The organism is Streptomyces melanosporofaciens (assembly GCF_900105695.1).
Lineage (GTDB): Bacteria > Actinomycetota > Actinomycetes > Streptomycetales > Streptomycetaceae > Streptomyces > Streptomyces antimycoticus.
In genome coordinates this window covers 8,014,875-8,037,086 of the sequence record NZ_FNST01000002.1, presented here as the reverse complement: position 1 = coordinate 8,037,086, position 22,212 = coordinate 8,014,875, and the positions used below count along the sequence as shown (strand labels likewise).

At 71.8% G+C, this 22,212-nt stretch carries 7 protein-coding genes and 2 pseudogenes; 1 reads left to right on the top strand and 8 read right to left on the bottom strand.

The annotated features are described in order from the left end of the window. Positions 1-48: 48 nt before the first annotated feature. The 3 genes from BLV72_RS36840 to BLV72_RS36830 form a co-directional block, all read right to left on the bottom strand. Positions 49-2,154, bottom strand: coding sequence for a LysR substrate-binding domain-containing protein (locus BLV72_RS36840; protein ID WP_167746464.1), 2,106 nt, complete (start codon positions 2,152-2,154; stop codon positions 49-51). Between the two features lie 197 nt (positions 2,155-2,351). After that, positions 2,352-2,873, bottom strand: coding sequence for a GNAT family N-acetyltransferase (locus tag BLV72_RS36835; protein WP_093470765.1), 522 nt, complete (start codon positions 2,871-2,873; stop codon positions 2,352-2,354). A 64-nt stretch (positions 2,874-2,937) separates the two neighbouring features. Beyond that, positions 2,938-4,515 (bottom strand): amidohydrolase, encoded by a 1,578-nt coding sequence (locus tag BLV72_RS36830; protein ID WP_093467841.1) that lies wholly within the window; start codon positions 4,513-4,515, stop codon positions 2,938-2,940. A 110-nt stretch (positions 4,516-4,625) separates the two neighbouring features. On the opposite strand from BLV72_RS36830, the gene BLV72_RS36825 reads away from it, so the two are divergent. Continuing rightward, positions 4,626-5,726: an alpha/beta hydrolase-fold protein gene (locus tag BLV72_RS36825; protein WP_093467839.1), complete on the top strand. Its 1,101-nt coding sequence runs from the start codon at positions 4,626-4,628 to the stop codon at positions 5,724-5,726. A gap of 9 nt (positions 5,727-5,735) precedes the next feature. On the opposite strand, the pseudogene BLV72_RS36820 reads toward BLV72_RS36825, so the two are convergent. The 5 genes and pseudogenes from BLV72_RS36820 to BLV72_RS36800 all read right to left on the bottom strand — a co-directional run bounded on the left by BLV72_RS36820 (position 5,736) and on the right by BLV72_RS36800 (position 22,174). Further along, positions 5,736-7,435: pseudogene (locus BLV72_RS36820) on the bottom strand (ABC transporter ATP-binding protein). Next, positions 7,422-18,320 carry a non-ribosomal peptide synthetase gene (locus BLV72_RS36815; RefSeq protein ID WP_093467838.1) on the bottom strand — a complete coding sequence of 3,633 codons (10,899 nt, stop codon included), beginning with the start codon at positions 18,318-18,320 and terminating at the stop codon, positions 7,422-7,424. The pseudogene BLV72_RS36820 and the gene BLV72_RS36815 overlap by 14 nt, the downstream one beginning before the upstream one ends. Positions 18,321-18,383: 63 nt before the next feature. Next, positions 18,384-20,171 (bottom strand): ABC transporter ATP-binding protein, encoded by a 1,788-nt coding sequence (locus tag BLV72_RS36810; RefSeq protein WP_093467836.1) that lies wholly within the window; start codon positions 20,169-20,171, stop codon positions 18,384-18,386. After that, positions 20,168-21,222, bottom strand: a pseudogene (locus BLV72_RS36805) (iron-siderophore ABC transporter substrate-binding protein). The gene BLV72_RS36810 and the pseudogene BLV72_RS36805 overlap by 4 nt, the downstream one beginning before the upstream one ends. A 76-nt stretch (positions 21,223-21,298) precedes the next feature. After that, positions 21,299-22,174 (bottom strand): ABC transporter ATP-binding protein, encoded by an 876-nt coding sequence (locus BLV72_RS36800; RefSeq protein WP_093467835.1) that lies wholly within the window; start codon positions 22,172-22,174, stop codon positions 21,299-21,301. Positions 22,175-22,212 lie beyond the last annotated feature (38 nt).

Below are 22,212 nucleotides of genomic sequence, written 5' to 3'. Positions count from 1 at the left end.
CAGTGCCCGGCCGGCCCGCCGACCGCGGAAACCGTGGGAACCGTGGGATCACGGCTGTGACGCCATCTCCCGGATACGCTCACGCAGCCAGCGGTGCGCCGGGTCCGCGGTGTTCCTGGGGTCCCAGTACATCGCTCCCGTCAGCTCCGCCGCCGGCTCCATGGGCACCGCCCGCAGGCCCATCGCCGTCCCCAGCCGCTCGAAGAGCCGCCGGGGAATGACGGCGACCATCCGGGTGCCGGACACGAGTCCGGCCGCGCCGGCGAAGGTGTCGCTCACCGCCACGGTCCGGTCGGACACACCGCTGTCGCCGATGGTGAAGCCCGACAAGGGCATGGTCTGCGAGCCGATCGTGATGTACGGCAGTTCGGCCAGTTCCTCCCGGCTCAGCGTCGGGCCCACATCGGGATGGTCACCGTCGACGACGGCGACCAGCTCCTCCGGGGGCAGATCGCTGCGGGAGAATGACGTCAGCTCGTCGGTCAGCACATTCGACGGCCTGATCAGCAGGTCGCTCTGCCCGCGGCGCAACCGGTCCAACACGCCGGGGTGCACCCCGGTGACGCTGATCCGCACGCCCGGGGCCACCTCGCTGAGCTCGCTGAGCAGGGGACGCAGCATCACCACGGTCACGTAGTCGTCGGCGACCAGGTTGAAGGTTCGGGCGCTGGTGGCCGGATCGAACTGATCCGTGCGGTCCAGGACCTCGTACATCCCGCCCATGAGTTCCTTGACCGGGTCGACCAGTGACTCCGCGAGCGGGGTCAGCACCATCGCGCGCCCGGCCCTGACCAGCAGCGGGTCGTTGAAGTGCCGCCGCAGCTTGGCCAGTGCCGTGCTCATCGCGGGTTGGCTGACGCAGACCCGCTCCGCCGCCTTGGTGACACTGCGCTCCGAAAGGAGCGCGTTCAGCGGGACCAGAAGGTTCAGATCGATCTTGGAGGGACGAGCCGCCGCAACCCGTCGCTGTTCCCCCTCGGTCGAGGACGCCGGCCCGCTCTTCCGCTGCCCTGGAGCGGTCATCCGCCCGAAGAAGTCGCCGATCTTCCGCACACCGTGCGGATCGGCGCCCCCGCCGAGGCTTCCCTCCAGCTCCCTGGCCATGGACGCCGCGCGTTCGCGCATCGACTTCTCGTACGCGGCGATGGCCGCCGTAAGGTCGTCACCGGCCTCGATGACGGCTCGGGCGAGGTCGGCGGCGTCCCGCATGGCGAGATTGGCGCCCCAGCAGGATGACAGCATGCCATGGGCGGCATCGCCCAGCAGAGTGACTCCGGGTGTGGTCGGCCAACTGGCTCCGATGGGAAGGCTGTAGACGGGGCGGGGGACGATCGTGTCATCGCAGTGGCGGACGAGGTCGGTCAGTTGCGGGGCCCAATCGGTGAAGTGCTCCAGAATCGCGGCGCGCGCCCGCTCGGGCCGGTCGTAGGGGATGCCGTTGGTGGTGAGCCAGTTCTCGGGAACGCGGAAGGCGATGGAGATGCGCAGGCGGCCATCGCCGCCGCGCCGCGCTATCAGGCCCTTGTCGTCCTGCAGCGCGAACATGCTGCCGCGGCCCACGAGCGTGGCCAAGACCGGCTGGGTGCGGCGGGCCTCGGGAACACCGAGCTCGATGAGGCTGATCCCGGAGTATGCGGGCTTGACTTCGGTGAGCATCGGACGGACGCGGGACCAGGTGCCGTCCGCGCCGATGAGCAGGTCGCACGTCTCCACCGCGCCGCTTTCGAAGTGGAGTTCGTGGCGGCCGCTCTCCAGGGTGGTGGCGTGGTCGAGGCTGTGGTTCCAGCGCACGCTGCCGGGGGCGAGGGCGTCGAGGAGGATCTCGCGCAGGGCGGACCGGTCCATCTCCGGCCAGCCCGTGTCGTCTTCGGGGGTGACGTCCTGGGGACGGACCGTGGCGTCCTTGCCGAGGATCTTCATGTCCAGACCCGTGGGACGGGCTCGGGCCCAGAACTCGTTTTCCAGTCCTGCCGCGCGCAGGGCGTGCTGACCGGACTCGGGGTGCAGCTCGAGGGTGCCGCCCTGGCAGAGGCCGGCATCGGCCGCCTCGCGCTCGTATACGACCGTGTCGATGCCGTTGGCCTGAAGGACGCAGGCGAGGGTGAGGCCGCCGGGGCCGGCGCCGATGATCGCGATATGGGGGGTGGTGTTCATGGTCAAGGAGTCCTTTTCGGCGGCGGTGGACGTCGTCCCGCGTGACATCATGGCGTCCGTGACGCGCCGTTCTCCCACCAGTTGGGGGAGGTGACGGCATTCCTGCCCGGGAACCAGCCATAGTCGGCCGAACGACTCATGGTCCGGGGCCGAAGAAATCGGAACGAAACGGCCCGGGCGTCACGCGAGGCGAGCGGTCATAAGGTCCTTGCGAGGATCCGCGCATCGCGCCGGGGGTCCAGCGACTCCACCCAGCGCGAAGGCGCCAGGCGCACCGTCGTGGGCGCGAATCCATACCGGAGGAACAGGCCGCCATCGCCGGTCGTCGCCGTGAACAGGGCACCGAGCGTCTGGGCGCGCGCCCTGGCCAGCGCGGCGCGCAGCAGCCCGGCTCCCACTCCGCTTCCCTGACTCGGCCCGGCCACGCAGAAGTTGTACACCACGCCCGCGGACCCGCGGCCCTCCCCCGGTTCTGCGGGGTGCGCGCGCAGGCCCACGCAGCCCTCGACGGTGCCATCGGGGGCCTCCGCCACCAGGAAGTCGGCCGCGCGGGCGGCGTAGAGCGCGACAGGACGCTCCCGCAGCGCCCCCGAACACACGAAGGGCCGGGACAGCTCGGCGAGTGCGGCGGCGTCCTCCGGACGGGCGCCGCGCACGCGGGATGTCGGCGCGAGGAGGGCGTGCGGCAGCGGGGCAGGGCAGGGCGTAGCCGTGATCAAGGCTTTCCTTCCTCGGTTCCACGGTCGGAGGGCGCGGTCGGTGAGCACCTCGGCGTGCTTCATCTCATCCGGTGCGGATCCCGGTCTCCCGGCCGTCGACGTAGGTCGACACCACCTCGATGTCCCCGATGCGCGAGGTGTCGACCCGCCGGGGGTCGTCCCCGAGCACGACGAGGTCGGCGAGCTTGCCCGGGGTGAGGCTGCCCAGGCTGTCCTCCCAGTGGCAGGCGACGGCACCCGCGACCGTGTAGGCCCGCAGGGCCTCGTCGCGGGTGACGCCCTCGTCCGGGCCGATCACCTGGCCGGACTCGGAGGTGCGCTCGACCATGAACTGGATGGCCCGCAGCGGGGATCCGTCCGTGACGGGGCGGTCGGAGCTGCCGACGAGGGGGATGCCGTGGTCCAGGAAGGCCCTGCCGCGGTAGAGCCACGGGGCCCGTTCCTCGCCCATGATCGCCGCATAGTCGTCGCCGAGGTAGCGCAGGAAGTTGGGCTGGACGACGGCGCTGATGCCGAGCCGTGCGAAGCGCGGGAGCTGGTCGGGGCGGATCAGGCCGGCGTGCTCGATGCGGTGCCGGGCGTCGGGGCGCGGCCGGAGGCGCTGGGCCCGTTCCAGGGCGTCCAGGGCCACGTCGGCGGCACGGTCGCCGATCGCGTGGACGGCGAGCTGCCACCCGGCCAGGTGGCCGTCCACGATCGTGTCCGCGAGCGCCTCCGGGTCGTCCTGCAGCTCGCCCATGGGCTCCAGCCCTTCGTACGGGCTGCTGAGCGCGGCGGTCCGGGCCATCATGCCGCCGTCGGTGTAGATCTTCAGCGCGCCCACCGAGAGCCGGTCGTCGCCGAATCCGGTGCGCAGGCCGAGGTCGAGGGCCCGGGGAATGCCGTCGGCTTGATGTGCGCCGACCGGGCGCAGCCGGTCGGCGGACACCATGAGCTGGACGCGCAGCGGCAACAGGCCCGATTCGCGGGCGAGTTGGTAGGCGCCCAGCTCGACCGGGCTGTGCCCGAAGAGGGCGCCGCCGATGCCCGCCTCGGCGCAGGCGGTGACGCCCTCGGCCAGGCAGGTGCGGGCGGCACGGCCGATCGCCTCGGCCAGCTCCGCCTGGGAGTACGGGAGGCGCAGAGCGCGGGCGGCGCCCATGGCGCCCTCGGCGAGGAAGCCGTTCTGGTGCGGGGTGCCGGCGGGCAGCAGGTCCAGAACGGCGGAGTTGACCATGCAGCCGTGGCCGGAGTCGTGCATCATGAACACCTTGCGCCCGTGGCTGACCCTGTCCAGTTCGGCGGCGGTCAGATGGCGCCCCAGGGCCCGCTGGTCGTAGCCGGCGATGCTCACCCAGGCGCCGGGCGAACTCTTCCCGGTGATGGCCTCCTCGACGACGGCGAGCACCTCGTCGATCCGCGTGCACCCCGCGATGCTCGGGGTCGACTGCTTGAGCCCGGTCCAGGCCAGATGCACATGGGGGTCGATGAACCCGGGCAGCACGGTGGCGCCCCGCAGATCGATCACCTCGCGGGCGGGCAGGGAGGTCACGGCATCGTCCAGGCCCACGATCCGGCCCCGCCACACACCCAGGTCGTGGGCGACGGGGTGGTCCGGGTCCATGGTGAGGAAGCGGGCGTTCGTCAGTCTGGTGCAGAGCATCTGCCGGAACTCTCCTGGGTGCCGGGGCGGTTCGCAGGTCAAACTTAGGTTAGCCTCGCCTAATTGATAGGAGCCTAGCTCTGTCCCTTCCCTCTCACAAGGAGACGTTCATGCGCCTGAGTGCGACCGATGGGGAGAACGCCTTCGTCGCGTTCGGACTGCCCGGCACACCCGGCACCGACGAGTTCTGGGCGGCGGCGGGGACACCCGCGTCGGTGCCCGCCGACGGCGGCGGATGGACGACCTTGTTCCTGTGGCGCGGGTCCCCGGCGAGCATCGGCTTCGAGAGCTGGTCGGAGCCGGTCCCCCTGCGCCGGTGGGCCGATACGGACTGCTGGTACGCCGAGGTGCGCATGCCCGCACGGCTGCGGGTGACCTACCAGTTCCTCGCGGGCAACGCGGCGCACGCCGACCCGTTCAACCCGGTCGGCGCGGGCGGTGACCGGTCCATCGCCGCCACCCCGGACGCCCCGGCCCAGCCGCACTGGCCCGTCCTCGGCGCCGATGCCGTACTGCCCCTCCCGCACAACCGGATCCGCTGGAACAGCCCACGGCTCGGCGGGCGGCGCACCGTACGCGTCCACCCGGTGGGCGGCGGCGGACCCGTGGTCCTGCTGCTCGACGGGGACGACTGGCTGTATCTGCACCCGGCCATGACCGCGTTCGACTCGGCCGTCGCCAGTGGGGAGATGCCCGCCGTCACGCTCGTCTTCCTGCCGAGCAAGGACAGGGAGGCCGAGTTCGGGTGCGATCCCGCGCTGTGGGAGGCGATCCGGGACGAACTGCTGCCGCTGGTGGCGGAATCCGGCGCACCCGCCGACCCGGACCGGCTGGTGGTCGCGGGGCAGAGCCTGGGCGGGCTGAGCGCGCTGTACGCGGCGCTGGAGTTCCCGGACCTGATCTCCCGTGTCGCCTGTCAGTCGGGGTCGTTCTGGTGGACATCGGGCGCCATGGACCTGCCGGACCCCATGGGCGGCCCGGTCGGCGGCACCATGGCCGCGCGGCTGCGCGAGCGCCCCGACCTGTCCGGTCTGCGGGTCGCGTTCGACGTGGGGGAGCACGAGACGCGGATGCTCCCCCACTGCGAGCTGGCCGAGACCCTGGTCCGGCAAGCCGGCGCCACCATACGGGTCTCGCGGTCGGCGGCGGGCCACGACCGGGCGGGCTGGCGGCACGCCCTGCTCAGGGATGTCGCCTGGGCGCTCGGCTAGCGGGCCGGGTCACCGGGCCACCGCCAGGCAGTAGTCCTGGTCGGTGGCGAGGAGGTTGCGATGGGTGTCCTCGGCCGTGATGACACCGTCGTCCAGGACGAGGACCCGGTCGGCGGCGTTCAGGAGGGCCGGGCTGCTGGTGATCACGACGGTGGTGCGGTCCCGGCGCAGCTTCGCGATATTGCGCGCGATGAGCTGTTCGGTGACGGCGTCGACGGATGTTGTCGGGTCGTGCAGGACGAGGATGTCGGTGTCGGCGGCGAGGGCGCGGGCCAGGGACAGCCGCTGGCGCTGTCCCCCGGAAAGGTTCGCGCCGCGGTCGCGGACGCCGTAGTCGAGTCCTTCGCGGTGGAGGGCGACGACGTCGGTCAGCATGGACGCCTCGACGGCCTCGGGGACCATCCGGCTGGTGCCCGAGGGATCGATGTTCGTGCCGAGGGTGCCCGCGAAGATCTCCCCGTCGTACGGGTTCACCAGCAGGTGCTCGCGGACCGCCTCGATCGACAGGTCGGCGAGCTCCTGCCCGCTAACCCGCACCGCTCCCTCGTACGCGCCGGGCGGGACCTTCACGGCCAGGATCGAGGCGAGGTCGGCCGCCGCGCGCGGCTGGTAGGGCGCGATCGCCACGAACTCGCCGGCGGCCACCGTGAACTTCAGCTCGCGCAGCGAGCCGTACCGGACGCAGTCGAGGTCGAGGCCGCCGCCCGCGGCCGGGCGCTCCCGCCCGTCGGCCGCCACCGGCGGGGCGGCCAGCACCAGCGCCATCCGCTCGGCGGACGCGCGCGCCATCATCACGTACTTCGGCATCTCCGAGAACAGCTTGAGCGGTTCCATGATGAACTGCGCCAGCCCACGGCCATGACCAGTTCCCCGATGGTGATCCGGCCGGTGAAGGCCAGCGAGCCCGCCAGCAGGGTCACGGCCGCGGCGAGGACCGCGTTGAGGGCCAGCGCGGTGCCCGCGTACACGCCGTTGACCTTGGCGACGGTGATCGCCTGGTGTTTCGCCTCCGTGCTGACCCTGCGATAGGAACCGAACGCCGCATGGTTGCCGCCGAAGCCGTGCAGCGGGCGCAGGCCGGTGATCAGGTCCGCGACCTTCGCCCCCGCCCGCGCCACCCGGGCCTGCTGTTCGCGGGTGCTGGAGCCGATCCGCTTGGAGAGCACGCTCAGGATCGACAGGATCGCGACGGTGCCCACGATCACCAGCAGGCCCAGCCGGATGTCGGCCAGCCCCAGCGCGACCGCCGCGACCAGCACCGCCACCAGCGAGCTGACCAGCAGCGGCACCACCTCGATGATGTCGGCGGTCTGGTCGGCGTCCTCGGTGGCGATGGTCAGCACCTCGCCGGACTTCAGGTCGACATCCCTGGCCACCGGCTGGAGGCCATAGGCCGCCACCTTCACCCGCCAGCGGTGCGCCTCGGTGGTGTTGGCCTTCTGCAGGACGCGCATCCCGAACCGCCACGACAGCGACACTGTTGTGATGATCACCGCCAACGCGGCGATCGCCAGGCCGAGCGAGCCGAGGGTGCGGTCCCGCATCGTGTGCTCGACGATCAGGCCGAGCGCGATGGGGAAGGCGGTCTCACCTGCCTGGTACAGGCCCATGAGGACGGTGCCCCAGGTCATGGCGCCGATGTTGCGGCGCAGTGCGGTCCGGAGGATGTCGGCCCCCGGGCGGGGCCGCTGGGTGTCAGGAGTGGTCATCAAGGTGGCGGGCAATCGCTTCCGGGGTTCGCAGGGTGAACAGATCACGAATGGTGATCACAGGGCCGTACTCGCGGCGGAGCTGCCCGATCAGCCGCACCGCCAGCATGGAGTGCCCTCCCAGGGACACGAAATCGCTCACCGCAGTCACCTCGTCGTCATCCAGGTCCAGTGCCTCGGCGAAGAACTCGCACACCAGGGTCTCGTTCCCGGGGCGCGGTGCCCGCTCCCCCGCCGTGGCCAGCGTGCCCAGCGGCTTGGCCTCCGGCAGCGCCTTGGTGTCAGCCTTCCCGTTGACGGTCAGCGGGATGCTGTCGACCTGGGCGTAGTGCGTCGGGCGCAGGAAGTCCGGCAGCCCGGCGCCCACGTCGGCGGCGACCGCCGCCAGGTCGGAGCCGTCCAGGACGAGGTAGGCGGCCAGCCGGTAGGCGCCGTCGACCTGGGGATCGGGCTGGGCGACCGCGGCGACGAACCGCACCGCCGGGTGCGCGGCGAACACGGCCTCGACCTCGCCCAGTTCGACCCGGTGCCCCCGGATCTTGACCTGCTGGTCGATGCGGCCCAGGTACATCAGGTTGCCGTCGGGCCGGCGGGCCACCAGGTCGCCGGTGCGGTACATGCGCTCGCCGGGCGCGCCGAACGGGCACGCCACGAAGCGGTGCGCGGTCTGGTCGGGCTGCCCGAGATAGCCGCGGGCGATGCCGATGCCCGATACGTACAGCTCACCGGGAACGCCGTCGGGCAGCGGCCGCAGCCACGGGTCCAGCACATACACATCGGTGTTGTCGATCGCCACGCCCACTACCGGGTCCTGGCATTCGAAGGTGCCGACGCCGAGGGTGTTGATGGTGTACTCGGTGGGCCCGTACAGGTTGTAGCCGACGGTCCCCTCGGTCTCCGCGAGCCGCCGCCACAGCGCCGGGGTGACGGCCTCGCCGCCCAGCAGCACCAGCGCCGGCCGCCGCTCCGGGTGGTCGAGCAGGCCCTCGGCCACCAGTTGCTGTGCGTAGGTCGGGGTCACGTTGATGACGTCGATGTGGTGCTCGAGGCAGTACTCGACCAGCCGGGGCGCGTCGCGGCGCAGTTCCTCGTCGCAGATGTGCACCTCGTGGCCGTCGGCGAGCCACAGCAGCTCCTCCCACGACATGTCGAACGCGAACGACACGGTGTGCGCGATCCGGAAGACCCGGTGGCCGTGGTCCGCCAGCACCGGCTCGAAGATCCGGCGCTGATGGTTGATCAGCATGTTGGTCAGCCCGGCGTACTCGGTCACCACGCCCTTGGGCTTCCCGGTCGATCCCGAGGTGTAGATCGTGTACGCGGGGTGCCGCAGGCGATGCGGATCCTGAGGCCGATACGTCCGGTACGGCTCGGCCTCGGGCAGCGGGCGGTCCAGCTCGATCAGGTCGCCGGTGAGCCGGGGGGACACGGCGCTCACGGTGAGGATCACATCGGGGCGGGCGTCCGCGACGATCGCGGCGATCCGCTCGTCCGGGTGGTCCAGCTCCAGCGGCACATACGCGGCGCCGACGCGCAGCACGGCGAACAGCGCCACGATCGAGTCCAGGGAGCGCGGAATCGCGAGGCCCACGGTCGTCTCGGGGCCGATGCCGCGCCCGGCGAGCACACCGGCCACCGCGCGGCTGCGGTCCCGCAGCCGGGCGAAGGTCATGGTCGAGCCGTGGGCGACGAGCGCGGTCCGCCGCGGGTCGCGGTCCGCCGCCCGGTCGAACCGGTCGACCACGGTGTCCGTGCCGATGTCGGTGCGTTCGGCGGGCACGGGCTCCGGCCCCAGTCCCCGCAGCGCGCCGACCGGCCCGGTGGCCCGGGCCAGGTCGTCGAGCACCCGCAGGTAGTCGTCGAGGAGCCGCCGGGCGTTCGCGGTGTCCTCGTCGCGGTACTCCAGCTTGACCGTGAGCCGGTCGCCGGGGGTGACGACCCAGGTGAACGGGTAGTGGGTGGAGTCGTCGGCCGTCACCGAGGTGATGCCATGCCGGGCGTTCATCTCGGCGAACGCGTCCATGTCCAGGAAGTTCTGGAGCACGAAAAGGTTGTCGAACAGGGTGTCGTGCCCGGTGGCCCGCTGGATCTCGCCGAGCCCCAGGTGTTCGTGGACCATCGCCTCGACCCTGGCCGCCTGTACGTCCGACAGGTACGCGCGGACGGTGTCGTCCGGCCGGGCCCGGGTCCACATGGGGACGGTGTTGAGCAGCACGCCGACGATGCCGTCCAGCCCCTCGCCCTCCCGGCCGGAGACGGTCATACCGAACACGGCGTCGTCGCGCCCCGTGTGGGCGCCGAGCAGCAGGCCGAACGCGCCGGTCAGCACCGAGTTCAGGGTGACGCCGTGCGCCCTGGCCGCCGCCCGCAGCAGCTCCGACCGCTCGGCGGACAGCGTGTGCACGAGCGCGCGCGGCAGGTCGTCGGCAAGGGATGGCGCCGGTCCGGCGAGCAGCGTCGGGCCGGGGAGACCGGCCAGGTGCTCGGCCCAGAAGCGTTCCGACGCGGCGGAGTCCCTGGCGTCGAGCGCCCGGGCGTGGTCCTCGAAGCTCGGCGTGGCCGGGGCCGGGTCGGGCAACCCGCCCGCGAGGACGGCCTGGTAGGCGTCGAACAGCTCCCGCAGCACGATCTCGCGGGACCAGCCGTCCCACAGCAGCAGGTGGTAGCTGAGCAGCAGCCCGTCGCGGTCGCCCGGCAGCCGCACCACGGTCATCCGGATCAGCGGGGGCTCGCCCGGGTCGAATCCCGTGGCGCGGTCCCGGGTGCGCAGCGCCTCCACGTCCGCGTCGCTGGTGAGCTCGACCGTACGGACGTGGACGCGCCGGCCCGCCCCCAGGACCTGGACCGGGTTGCCGTCTTCGTCGGTGGCGAACCCGGCGGCCACGACCGGGTGCCGCGCCATCACATACGCCATCGCCTCGGACAGCGCGTCGGTGTCCAGGCGCCGGTCGAAGGTGAACCAGCTCTGTGCGACGTAGTGCCCCGCCGAGCCCGCCATCTGGGCCTGGAAGTACAGGCCCCGCTGGAGTGGGGTGACCGGTGCCGTGCGCTCGGCCGTCGCGGAGGCGTCCGCGATGCGCTCCAGTGCGCTCCGCCAGTGGTCGGTGATCTCGTCCGGGATGCCTTCGGCGAGGGTGAAGACCGCGTGCAGGCGGCCGGTGGCCGCGTCGGTCCAGGCGTTCACCTCGACGGCGTACGGACTGCCCGGATCGCCGCCGGTGAGGTGCAGGGCCTGGGACTCGCCGCCCCGGCCGAGGTAGTTGAAGAGCACCTGCGGGCGGGCGGTGAGCAGCGGGGCCGTCTGCGGGTTGAGGTACCTGAGCCGGCCGTAGGCGACGTGTGCGCGCTCGTCCGGCTGGCGTTCGGCGACCTCGTACGCCGCGGCGACGGGGTCGCTGTGCGCCGTGAGCCGCACGGGCGCGATGGAGGTGAACCAGCCGACCGTGCGGGTGTAGTCGTGGTGCTCCAGCGCCGGAACCCGGCCGTGGCGCTCCAGTTCGATCGCGAGGTCGGTGGGCGATGGCTGGATGTGGGTCAGCGCGGTGCGCAGCGCGCCGCACAGCAGCTCGGTGAGACCGACGCCGAGTGCGGTGGGTGCGGTACGCGTCAGGCGGTCGCTCACCTCGGGGGCGAGCACGACGGTGGTCTCGCGCGTTCGCTCGACCGCGGGCAGGAGCGCGGGCGCCTGGAGGGTGGTGAGCCAGTGCCCGAGGTCCTCGATCGCATGGGCGGACCGGGCCGCCAGTGCCTCCCCGTACTCGGCGTAGGACGTGGTCGGCGGCGCCAGGGGCGCCCCGCGCAGGGCGGCGGCCAGGTCGTCCAGCAGGATCAGCCAGGACACCGAGTCGACGGCGAGGTGGTGCACGGTGACCACCAGGGTCCGGCTCGCCTCCAGCCACGCGAACGCGATGACCTCCCCGGATTCGGGGTCGAGCCGTCCGGCGGCCTCGTTCGCCGCCGTCGTGGCATCGGTCGTGTCCGCCCGTACGACAGTGACCTCGCGGGCGGGTTCGGTGCGCAGGGCCCACACCCCGTGTGCGACGTCCAGCCGCAGCCGGAGGGCCGGGTGCGCGGCCACGACGGCGTTCGCGGCGCGCTCGGCGTCGGCGAACCCGGTGCCGTCGGGGGCCACCACCGTTCTGGCCTGGGCGAACCGGGTGAGCGAGCCGCCCAGTTCACGCTGGCGCAGGATGATCGGCGTCGCCGGCAGCGGGCCGTCCTCGTGGCGGGCGGGCGCGGGCGGCCCGGCCTGCGGTGTGCTCGTCCCCAGGTGCTCGGCGAGCGCGCGCGGTGTCCGGAACAGGAACACGTCCCGTGGCGCGATCGGCAGGCCGAGCGCCCTGGCCCGGTTGATGACGGTGATGGCGACGATGCTGTCGCCCCCGGCCCGGAAGAAGTCGGTGTCGCCGTCCACGGCGGATTCGGGCAGTGTGTCGGCGAAGATGGCGACCAGTGCGGTGAGCACGGCGTCCCCGCTGCCCGAGGAGCCGGCCGCCGGGATGTCGTCCTGTGCGGCGCGTGCGGTCAGGGCCTTCCGGTCCAGTTTGCCGTTGACCGTCAGCGGCAGGGCGTCGACCGGCAGCACCCGGCCCGGCACCATGTGTACGGGCAGCTTCGCGGACAGCAGGGTGGTGACATCGGCGGGCACCCGGCCCACGACATGCGCGACCAGGTGATCGCCGCTGTCCGCCACGGTGACGGCCGCGTCGACCACACCATCGAGTGCCCTGACGGCGGACTCCACCTCGCCGGGTTCGATACGGAAGCCCTTGAGCTGCACCTGGTCGTCGGCGCGGCCGGTGAACTCCAGCTCTCCGTCGAGCGTGCGGCGGGCGAGGTCGCCGGTGTGGTACATGCGGGAGCCGTCGCCCGCGAACGGGTTCGCCACGAAACGGCCCGCGGTCAGCCCCGGCCTGCCCAGATAGCCGAGGGACACCTGGTCGCCTGCGACATAGATGGCGCCCACCCGGCCCGGTGGCACCGGCCGGAGCCGGTCGTCGAGCAGATAGACGGCCAGGGCCGGGATCGGGCCGCCGATAGGGCTGACGTCGCCGCCGGGGCCGAAGTCCTCGTCCGTCAGCACCCGGTGGGTGACATGGACGGTGGTCTCGGTGATGCCGTACATGTTGACCAGCTCGGGCGTACCGGTGCCATGCCGCTCGACCCAGCCGCGCAGCCGCCCGAGATCCAGCGGCTCGCCGCCGAAGATGATCCGGCGCAGCGCGGTGACCGGCTCGCCCGCATGCCGGTCGGCCTCGATGAACTGGTAGAACGCCGACGGGGTCTGGTTGAGCACGGTCACTCCGCGCTCGCGCACCAGCCGGTGGAAGTCGACCGGCGAGCGGGTCAGCCCGTACTCCGGCACCAGCAGCTCGGCGCCGTGCGCCAGCGCCCCCCACAGCTCCCAGACCGCGAAGTCGAAGGAGATGGAGTGGAATTGGACCCATACGTCGTGCGGGCCGAAGTCCATGGCGGGCCGGGTGTTCGCGAGCAGTGTCACCACGCTGGAGTGCGGGACGACGACGCCCTTGGGCCTGCCGGTCGATCCGGAGGTGTAGATGACGTAGGCGGGGTCGTGCCGGCTCGCCTCCGGCCCGGCCTCCGTACCGGCCCGCGGCAGCTCGTCTCCGGATACGAGCACACGGGCCGCCACACCCGCCCGGGCCAGCAGCCGGGTGAAGCGCTCGCGCTGGTCACGGTCCACGAGAACGACCTGCGGAGCGGCGTCCGCGAGGATGTACTCCAGCCGTTCGTCCGGGTACGCCAGGTCCAGCGGTACATACGCGCCGCCCGCGGTCACGATCGCGACCAGGGCGACGACCTGCTCCAGGGAGCGCGGGACGGCGACGGCGACGCGCCTGCCCGGCCCGGCCCCGGCCGCGCGCAGGGCGGAGGCCAGCTCGTTCTTCGCGGCCGCCAGTTCGCCGTAGGTCAGTGACCGGGTTGCGCCGTCGAGAGCGCACTGGGTCACGGCGGTGGCCGCCGGGTCGCGCTGGGCGGCGGCGTCGAACAGTGCGCCCAGGGTGGTCGGGGTGATCGGCGCGGGACGCCGGGTGTCTTCGGGCGCCACCTCGTCGACCAGGGCGTCCGGGCGGGTGAGCAGGCCGGTGAGGGTCCGGGTGAACGTCCGCAGGATCGCCTGGGCGCTCGCCTCCCGCAGCAGCTCGCCGTCGTAGATCAGGTTGAAGCGCGGACGGCCGTCGGGAGCGCGCTCCACCACCAGCGTCAACGGGTAGTGCGGGGCGCCCTCGTTCACGATGTCGGTGATGACCAGCTCGTCGTCCGGCCCCCGCAGGGCGGCCACATCGGTCGCGACATCGAACACCACCAGGGTGTCGAACAGGGCCCCGGCGCCGGCCAGACGGCCGATCCTCGCCAGCGAGACATGCTGGTGCGGCAGCACCGCGCTCTGGTGTTGCCGCACCGAGGCGAGCAGGTCGCGGGCCGTGGTGGTTCCGGCCCACCGGGCGCGCACGGGGATCGTGTTGATGAACAGCCCCACCATGTCCTCGATGCCGGACACCTGCGCGTCGCGCCCGGAGACGGTGGATCCGAACACCACATCGCTGCCGTGCAGGATGCCGCCGAGCGTGACCGCCCAGGCGCTGTGCACGGCCACGCTCAGCGGCACACCGGCCGACCGGGCGGCCGCGTCGATGTCCTCCCCCGGTGCCATGGCAGTGTCGGCGAACCGGCCGGACGGGGTGTGTCCCTCGGCGACCAGCGAGGGCCCGGGCAGCTCGGCGAGCTGATCGCGCCATATCCGGTCGCTCTGGTCGTCGTCGCGCTCCGCGAGCCACCGTACGTAGTCGGGGAAGCCGCCGAGCGGGTACACGGTCCCCGGCGCGTGGTATTCGGCCAGCAGCGCGCGGAGCATCGGCGGCACCGACCAGCCGTCGGCGATGATGTGGTGCACGGTCTGCACCAGGACGTTCCGGCCGGAGCCCGCGCGGATGAGCGTGTATCGCATCAGCGGACCGGTGGCCAGATCGAACCCGGCGCGGCGGTCCCGCTCGGCGTACTCGCGGATCTCGGCGTCGGTGATCCCGGGGCGGTCGAGCGTGGTGAACGGCGCCCGCACCCCACTCTCCAGCACGGAGACCACACGGCCGTCGGCGAGGGCCGTGAACCGCGCCGCCAGGTTCGGGTACAGCGTGAGCAACCGGGTGGCGGCCGCCGCGAGCCGGTCGGCGTCCACCTCGCCGTCGAGCCTGAGCAGCTGCTGCTCGACGTAGGCGCCCGCCGACTCGTCGTCGAATACCGAATGGAAGTACAGGCCCTCCTGCAGCGGGGTCAGCGGCAGGATGTCCCGCAGCGCCGGGCCGTCCAGCGCGTCGACGTCGGCCTGGGTGAGCCGCACCAGCCCGAAGTCGCTGGGCGAGTGGCCGCCCCGGTCGAGCGCGGCCAGGGCGGTCAGGGTCTCCTGGAAGTACGCGCCGATGGTCGCGATGTCCTCGTCGGTGAACATCCCGTCGGGCCAGGAGATGGTGGTGATCAGCTCGTACGCGCCGCTCGACGCGGGTTCGGCGATCGCGTTGAACTCCAGGGGGCGCGGCAGGCGCATCCTGGGGTCGCGCTTCTCCCCCAACTGACTCGTTCTGTCACTGAGTTGCCAGTCACCGGACGCGCCCGCGTCGAAGCGGCCCAGGTAGTTGAAGAGCACCTGTGGTGCGGGGGCGTCGAACTCGGTGTGGGTCAGATACCGCAGGGCGCCATAGGAAACGCCGTTGGACGGCACGCGGGCGAGGTCTTCCTTGACCGCCTTGAGCGCGGCGGCCAGGTAGTCGGGGGCGGTGAAATCGGCCGCCGCTCCGGGGTCCACGGTCACCGGGAACAGAGTGGTGAACCAGCCCACGGTCCGCGACAGCTCCGGCTCGAAACCGGCGGCGTCCGCCACGAACCGTCCCTCGCGGCCGTGGCCCTCGAGTTCGATATGCGCGAACGTCTGGTCCTGTCCGAGGTCGCGGCGCCATCGCGCGAGGGTGACGGCGAGCGCGGTCAGCAGCACATCGCCCACGCCCGCGTGGAACCTCGCGGGGATCTCGCCCAGCAGCGCGGCGGTGACCTCGGGACCGACGGAGACGGTCCGCACCCGCTCCCGCGCCACGGTGTCGGCTTCGGACAGCGCGCGCCTGCCCACGGGGCCGTCCGCTCCCGGCAGGGGACGCTCGTAGTAGCCACGGTCCGCGTCGAAGGTGGCATTCCCCAGCATCTGCGTCCAGCGCCGGAACGACGTGCCCACCGGGGGCAGTTCGATCGGCGCGCCCGAGGACAGCTGCCGCCATGCCGTGGCCAGGTCGTCCATCAGGACATGCCAGGACACGCCGTCGATCACCACATGATGGACGACCACGATCAGCTGCCGTGCCGCGCGTCGCCAGACGGCACGCAGCATCACGCCCCGGTCCGGTTCCAGCCCGCCGGTGGCGAGCGCGACGCACTCCTCGACCGGCCGGTCGCTCTCCTGCCACGACGGCGTGGACCGGTCCGCCGCCGGGATGTCGAAGCTCCAGCGCTCGCCGCGCACCAGCCTGGCACGCAGCATGTCGTGCCGCCCGGCCACGGCGGCGAGGATCGCGTCGAGGGCGTCGGCGGTCAGCTCCGCCGGGGTGTTCAGCACAACGGACTGTACGAAGCCGTCGATCGCGTCCGTGGTCTCGCCGAGCCACTGCACGATGGGCGATCCCATGACGGCACCGGTCGCCACATCGCCGTCGTCCGCGGTGGAGGCGCCCTCCCGGCTCGCCACCGCCGCCAGCGCCCCGACCGTGCTGTCGGTGAAGATCTGCCGTGCCGTGAGGTGGAGACCCGCGTCGCGCACCGCGCTCAGCAGCGAGATCGCCAGCAGGCTGTCTCCGCCGAGCTGGAAGAAGTCCTGGTCGACGCCGACCTCGTCCAGCCGCAGCACCGTCGCGACCGCCGCGCACAGCACGCGCTCGTTCTCGGTGGTGGGCTGGGCGATCGAGCCCGTCCCGATCGCGGGTTCCGGCAGCGCACGGCGGTCGAGCTTGCCGTTCGCGGTGAGCGGGAACTCCTTCATCACGACGATATGGGCGGGCACCATGTACTCCACCATGTGCCCGGCGGCCCACTCCTTGACCTCGTCCGCGCGCAGGTCCTCGCTCCCGGCGGCCGGGATCACATAGCCCACCAGGTAGGTGCTGCCTGCCGCGTTCTTCTTCGCGACCACGCAGGTGTACCGCACCCCGGGGTGCTCCGCGAGACCGACCTCGACATCCTCGATCTCCAGCCGCATACCGCGGATCTTGATCTGGTTGTCGGCCCGGCCCAGGAAGTCCAGCGAGCCGTCCGGGGCGAACCGCGCGAGGTCTCCGGTCCGGTACAACCGGGACCCGTCCCCGGCGAAGGGGTTCGCCACGAAACGGGACGCCGTCAGACCGGGCGCGTTGATGTACCCGCGGCCCAGGAGGAACCCTCCCACGTACAGTTCGCCGCCGACGCCGACCGGGACCGGGCGCAGCTCGTTGTCCAGCACATACAGCTGGGTGTTCGGATTGGCCTTGCCGATCGATGTCGACAGGCGTTCGGCCGCGCCGCGGTAGATGACGTGCGAGACGCCGATCGTGGTCTCGGCCGGGCCGTAGCCGTGGTACAGCGGGATGTCCAGCCGGGTGCGGAACCGCTCGTACAGCTCCGGGGTCAGCACCTCGCCGCCGCACCACACATGGCGCAGGCTGTCCAGCCGCCCGGAGTCGCCCACCATCTCCAGCAGCACGTCCAGCATGGACGAGACCAGATAGGTGAAGGTGACCCGCTGCTCGGCGATCACACTCAGCAAGTGGTGCGGGTCGCGTTCGCCGCCGGGCCGCAGGATGACGAGCCTGCCGCCGTGCACCAGCGGCAGGAAGATCTCGTTGATGGAGATGTCGAAGGACAACGGCGCCTTGAACAGCGACGCGTCGTCGTGGCCGAAGCCCAGGATCTCGTTGCCCTGCCACAGCAGGCGCTCGCTGATCGCCTCGTGCCGGATCATCGCGCCCTTGGGCCGCCCGGTCGAACCGGACGTGAAGATCACGTACGCCAGGGCGTTGCCGGGGACGGTGTCCCCGGTGCCCTCGGTGGGGTGGGCACCGAAGCGCCAGTCGCCCAGGTCGACGGCCACGGCTTCCGGCTCGGCCGGGTCGCCTTCGGCCGAGGCACCGAGCTGCGCCACGACCTGGGCGTCGTCGATGACGACGGCCCGGCGCGCGGCGGGCCACTGCGGATCGAGCGGCACGAACGCGCACCCCGCCTGGAGTACGGCGAGCAGCCCGATCACCATCTCGGCGGAGCGGCCCAGTGAGATGCCGACGACCTGTTCGGGGCCCAATCCGCGCTCGATCAGGTGGTGGGCCAACTGGCTCGAGCGCTCGGCGGCCTCACGGTAGGTCAGCGACCGGTGCTCGTCGACGATGGCGACGGCGTCCGGCCTGGCCCGCGCCTGCTCACGGAACATCTCCACGATGGTCGGGCGGATCCGGTCGGCCTCGGTGTCGTTCCACCCGGCCAGGGCCTCGAGCCGGGCCGCCACGCCGGACGGGGAGATGGTGCCGATGGGCCGGTCGGGGAAATCGGTCAGGTCGTCCAGCGCGACCTGCGCATCGTCCGGCCCGACGCCGTCCGGTACGGTGATGCTCCGGTCGTCCGCGCCGACCTCCCAACCGGCGGGCCCCGTCCCGCCGTTGTCGACCCACCCGAGGACATCGGCGAACAGGGTGCCGGGGGTGAGGTCGATGCCTTCGGGGCTCAGGCCCGTCGCCCAGTACGACAGCCCGATGGCACACGCTTCGGCGATGGTCCGGTCGGAGAAGTCACCGATCCGCCGGCGTACGTCGGCCACCTGTCCGGGAGAAAGCAGTACGCGACGAGCGCCCGGTTCCACCATCGAAGACATCGAAGACTCAGCATCCCTTCCACGTCATGAAAAGCTCACCTGAATCAGGGGTGTCTAACTGCCTTCGCGCCAGGCCCGCCACAGTCGCGCGTACCGGCCGCCCAGGGCCACCAGCTCCTCGTGCGTTCCCTGCTCCACCACGCGGCCCGCGTCCAGCACGGCGATCCGGTCCGCCGCCATGGCCTGGGTCAGCCGGTGCGCCACGAACAGCGTGGTCCGGCCCGAGCACGCGGCCAGCACGGCCCGCTCCAGCTCGGCGGCGCCCTCGCTGCCCGCCTCCGCGGTCGACTCGTCGAGCACCACCACCGGTGCCCGGCCCAGCACCAGCCGGGCCAGCGCGATCTGGGCCACCTTGGTGACGTCCAGGCGCTCTCCGCCCTCGCCGACCATGGTGTCCAGCCCATCGGGCAGCGCGTCGACCCACCCCTCGGCGCCGACCGTGCACAGCGCGTCCATCAGCTCGGCATCGCTCGCCTGCGGCGCGGCCAACCGCAGGTCGTCGGCGAGCGACCCGGAGAACACATGGGTGTCCTGCGTCAGGATGCTCACCAGGGCCCGCGCCCCGGCCTCGTCCAGACCGGCGAGGTCGGTGGTCCCGACGCGCACCGACCCGGCCTGCGGGGTCCCGATGCCCGCGATCAGCGCGGCCAGCGTGGACTTGCCCGCGCCCGTCGCCCCCACCAGCGCGAGCGAACCACCGGCCGGGATCGTCAGACTGACATCCCGGAGGACCGGCTCCTCGGTGTCGGGGTAGCGATACGTGAGCCCCTCCACCGTCACCGAGTACGGCCCGGTGTCCGCCGGCGAGACGGCCGCGTCGCCCACCAGCCGGTCCTCGGCGGCCTCGCCCACCACGCCGACCAGCCGGGTCAGGCTCGCGCCCGACTTCTGTGCCTCGTCGAAGGTGAACATGATGGAGCCCAGCGGGGTGAAGAGCCGGTGGAAGATCAGGGGGGCCGAGGAGACGTCGCCCAGGCTGGCGGCATCGGCCTCCAGCAGGGAGTACCCCACCACGATGATGAGGACCAGTCCGATGAACTCGGCGCGGTTCTCCCTGCCGACGAAGCGGCCGAAGAACCGGAACACCTCGATACCGAGATCGCGCACCCGCCATGACTCGGCGCTGACCTTCTCGCGGAAGGCGCCTTCGAGGCGGTACGCCCGGACCGTGTCGATCCCCTTCAGGCCACTGATCAACGCCTGCGCACGGTCGGCCTGGGCCGCCCGCTGCTGTTGGTAGAGCGGGGCGGAGCGGGGGAGATACCAGCGCAGGGCCAGCGCGTACGCGGGCAGCGCACCGGCGCCCGCCAGGCCGAGCCGCCAGTCCAGTCCGAACATGCCGGCCGTGGCGATGACGACCAGCACGCCCGCCGAGAACACGGTGGGGACGGCCGTGCGGATGCCCTTGGACAGCACGGCCACATCGTCACCGACCCTGGACAGCACATCTCCCCGGCCGACCTGCTCGATCCGTGCGCTCGGCATCCCCAGCACCGCGCGCACGGCGCCTTCGCGCAGCCGTGCGAGCAGATCCGCGCCCAGCCGCCCGATGAGATAGGTCGACACCGCGGTGGCCGCCGCGCCGAGCAGCGCGGCGGCCCCCATCACCACCCCGATCGTGACCAGGGTCGAGCGCGGCTCGCCCTCGACCACCCCGTCGACCACCCGGCCGAGCAGGATCACCGGGAGCACCTGGAGCGCCGCCCCGACCACCGTGGTGAGCGCGGTGGCGGCCGTCAGCCAGGGCACCTCGCGGCAGTGCGCCGCGACCCATCGGGTGGCCACGCGTCCGGTCGCCGTGCGCAGGCTTGCCGGGGTGAGGCGCGCCTCGGCGGTGCTCACCCCCGGCCGACCGACTTGACGAGCTCGTCGATCGCGTACGGCAGGGACAGCAGGGTGCCCTGGGAGATGGCCGCGCCGACGGCCGGGCCCTCACTGTCCAGCAGGTAGGACACCTTGCCCTTCTTCACCGCGTCCAGGTTGGTGAAGAGCTGGAACTTCTTCAGCGCCTGCTGGTCGGCCTTGTCGTTGATGACGAAGACGCGGTCGGCGTCGACCAGGTCGATGCGCTCGGGGGACAGGACGGTGTAGAACTTCCCGTCCGCGATCTTGTCGATCTTGGTCTGGTAGGTGAAGCCGATGCCCGTGACCAGCCGCCCGCGCACATCGGTGGAGGTGAACGGCGCCACCGAATTCTTGTACCAGGACAACATGACCGCGGTCTGGTTCGCGAACTCCGGATGCGCCTTCTTGGCCGCGCCGAGCTTGTCCTCGATGCCCTGCACCAGCTTGGTGCCCTCGTTCTCCTGGCCCAGCGCCTTGGCGATCTGCACGGCGTTGTCCTGCCACGGGGCGCTGAACGGCTCCTTCTCGCCCTTGGTGCGGCCGACGGTCGGGGCGATCTGGGAGAGCTTGTCGTAGGCGGCCTTGTCGATCTCGGAGTAGACCGCCACGATCAGGTCCGGCCGCAGGGCGGCGATCTTCTCGTAGTTGGGGCCGGTGTCGCCGTTCTTCATGACGACCTCGGGCCGGCTGTCGCCCCACTTGTCCTTCACCCAGGGCCACTGGGTGTTGATGTCGGGCTTCTTGCCCGCCGGGTTCGGATACTGGTCGACCATGCCGACCGGTCTGACCCGAGCGCCAGCATGGCCTGGTCGTCCGTGTAGCCGACGGAGACCACCCGCCGGGGAGCCTTGGTGATCTTCGTGGATCCGAACGCGTGCTCCACGGTGACCGGGAACGCACCCGAGGCGGCGGCCGGGGCGTCGTCGCTCGCCTCGTCCGTCGCGTCGGAACCACATCCCGCGAGGAGGCCGACGCCGAGGGCCGCGGCGGACAGCGCCGCCACTAACCGCCACCATGGCGTCCTACGCGTCGTTCGATGGAGGAGCATCCGGAATCCCTTGCTGTCGCGCTGTCCGTTGCGCCCCTGACTAAGGGCAGCCAAACCTTATCCCGACGAAGTGAGGCTAGCCTAGCCTTACTTTCGCATTCCTTTGCGGGACCTGATCGAACTGGACGTGGGTGCGGCCGATCGGCACGATCAGCGGCCGGTCGCCCACCGGGTCGTCCATCACCATGGCGCGCAGCCCGAATGCCTCGTCCAGCAACTCGGCGGTGATCACATCACGCGGATGCCCCTGCGCCAGGATCGAACCCGCCCGCATCACAATGAGGTTGTCGCTGTAGCGCGTGGCCAGATTGAGGTCGTGCAGCACCATCACCACCGTGCGGCCCGACTCGTGCAGGTCGTCCACGAGGTCGAGCACATCGATCGCGTGCGCCAGGTCCAGATAGGTGGTCGGCTCGTCCAGGAGCAGCAGATCGGTGCCCTGAGCCAGGGTCATCGAGATCCAGACCCGCTGACGCTGCCCGCCGGACAGCGAGTCGACCGGACGGTCGGCCAGCTCCGACACCCCGGTCATGGCCAGCGCGCGCGCCACGACACCGGCGTCGTCCGAGGACCACTGCCGCAGCCAACTCTGGTGCGGATGCCGCCCCTTGGCGACCAGGTCGGCCACCGTCAGCCCCTCCGGCGCCACCGGCGCCTGCGGCAGCAGGCCCAGCTTCTTGGCCACGTCCCTGGTCCTGAGCCCCGCGATGTCCTCGCCGTCCAGCACCACGGCCCCCTTGGCCGGCTTGAGCAGCCGCGTCAGGGTGCGCAACAGGGTCGACTTGCCACAGCCGTTGGGGCCGATGATCGTGGTGATCACGCCCGGCGGGATCGTCACATCCAGGTCCTCGATGACGGCCCGGCCGCCGTACCCGACCGAGACGCCTTCGGCCGCCAGCCGTGGGATGCCCTGGGCCCCGCACTCGATCTCGGTGGTGCGCTCGGCGCTCACAAGTCCCCCTGTGTTGAGGTCTGCCTGAACCGTATTGC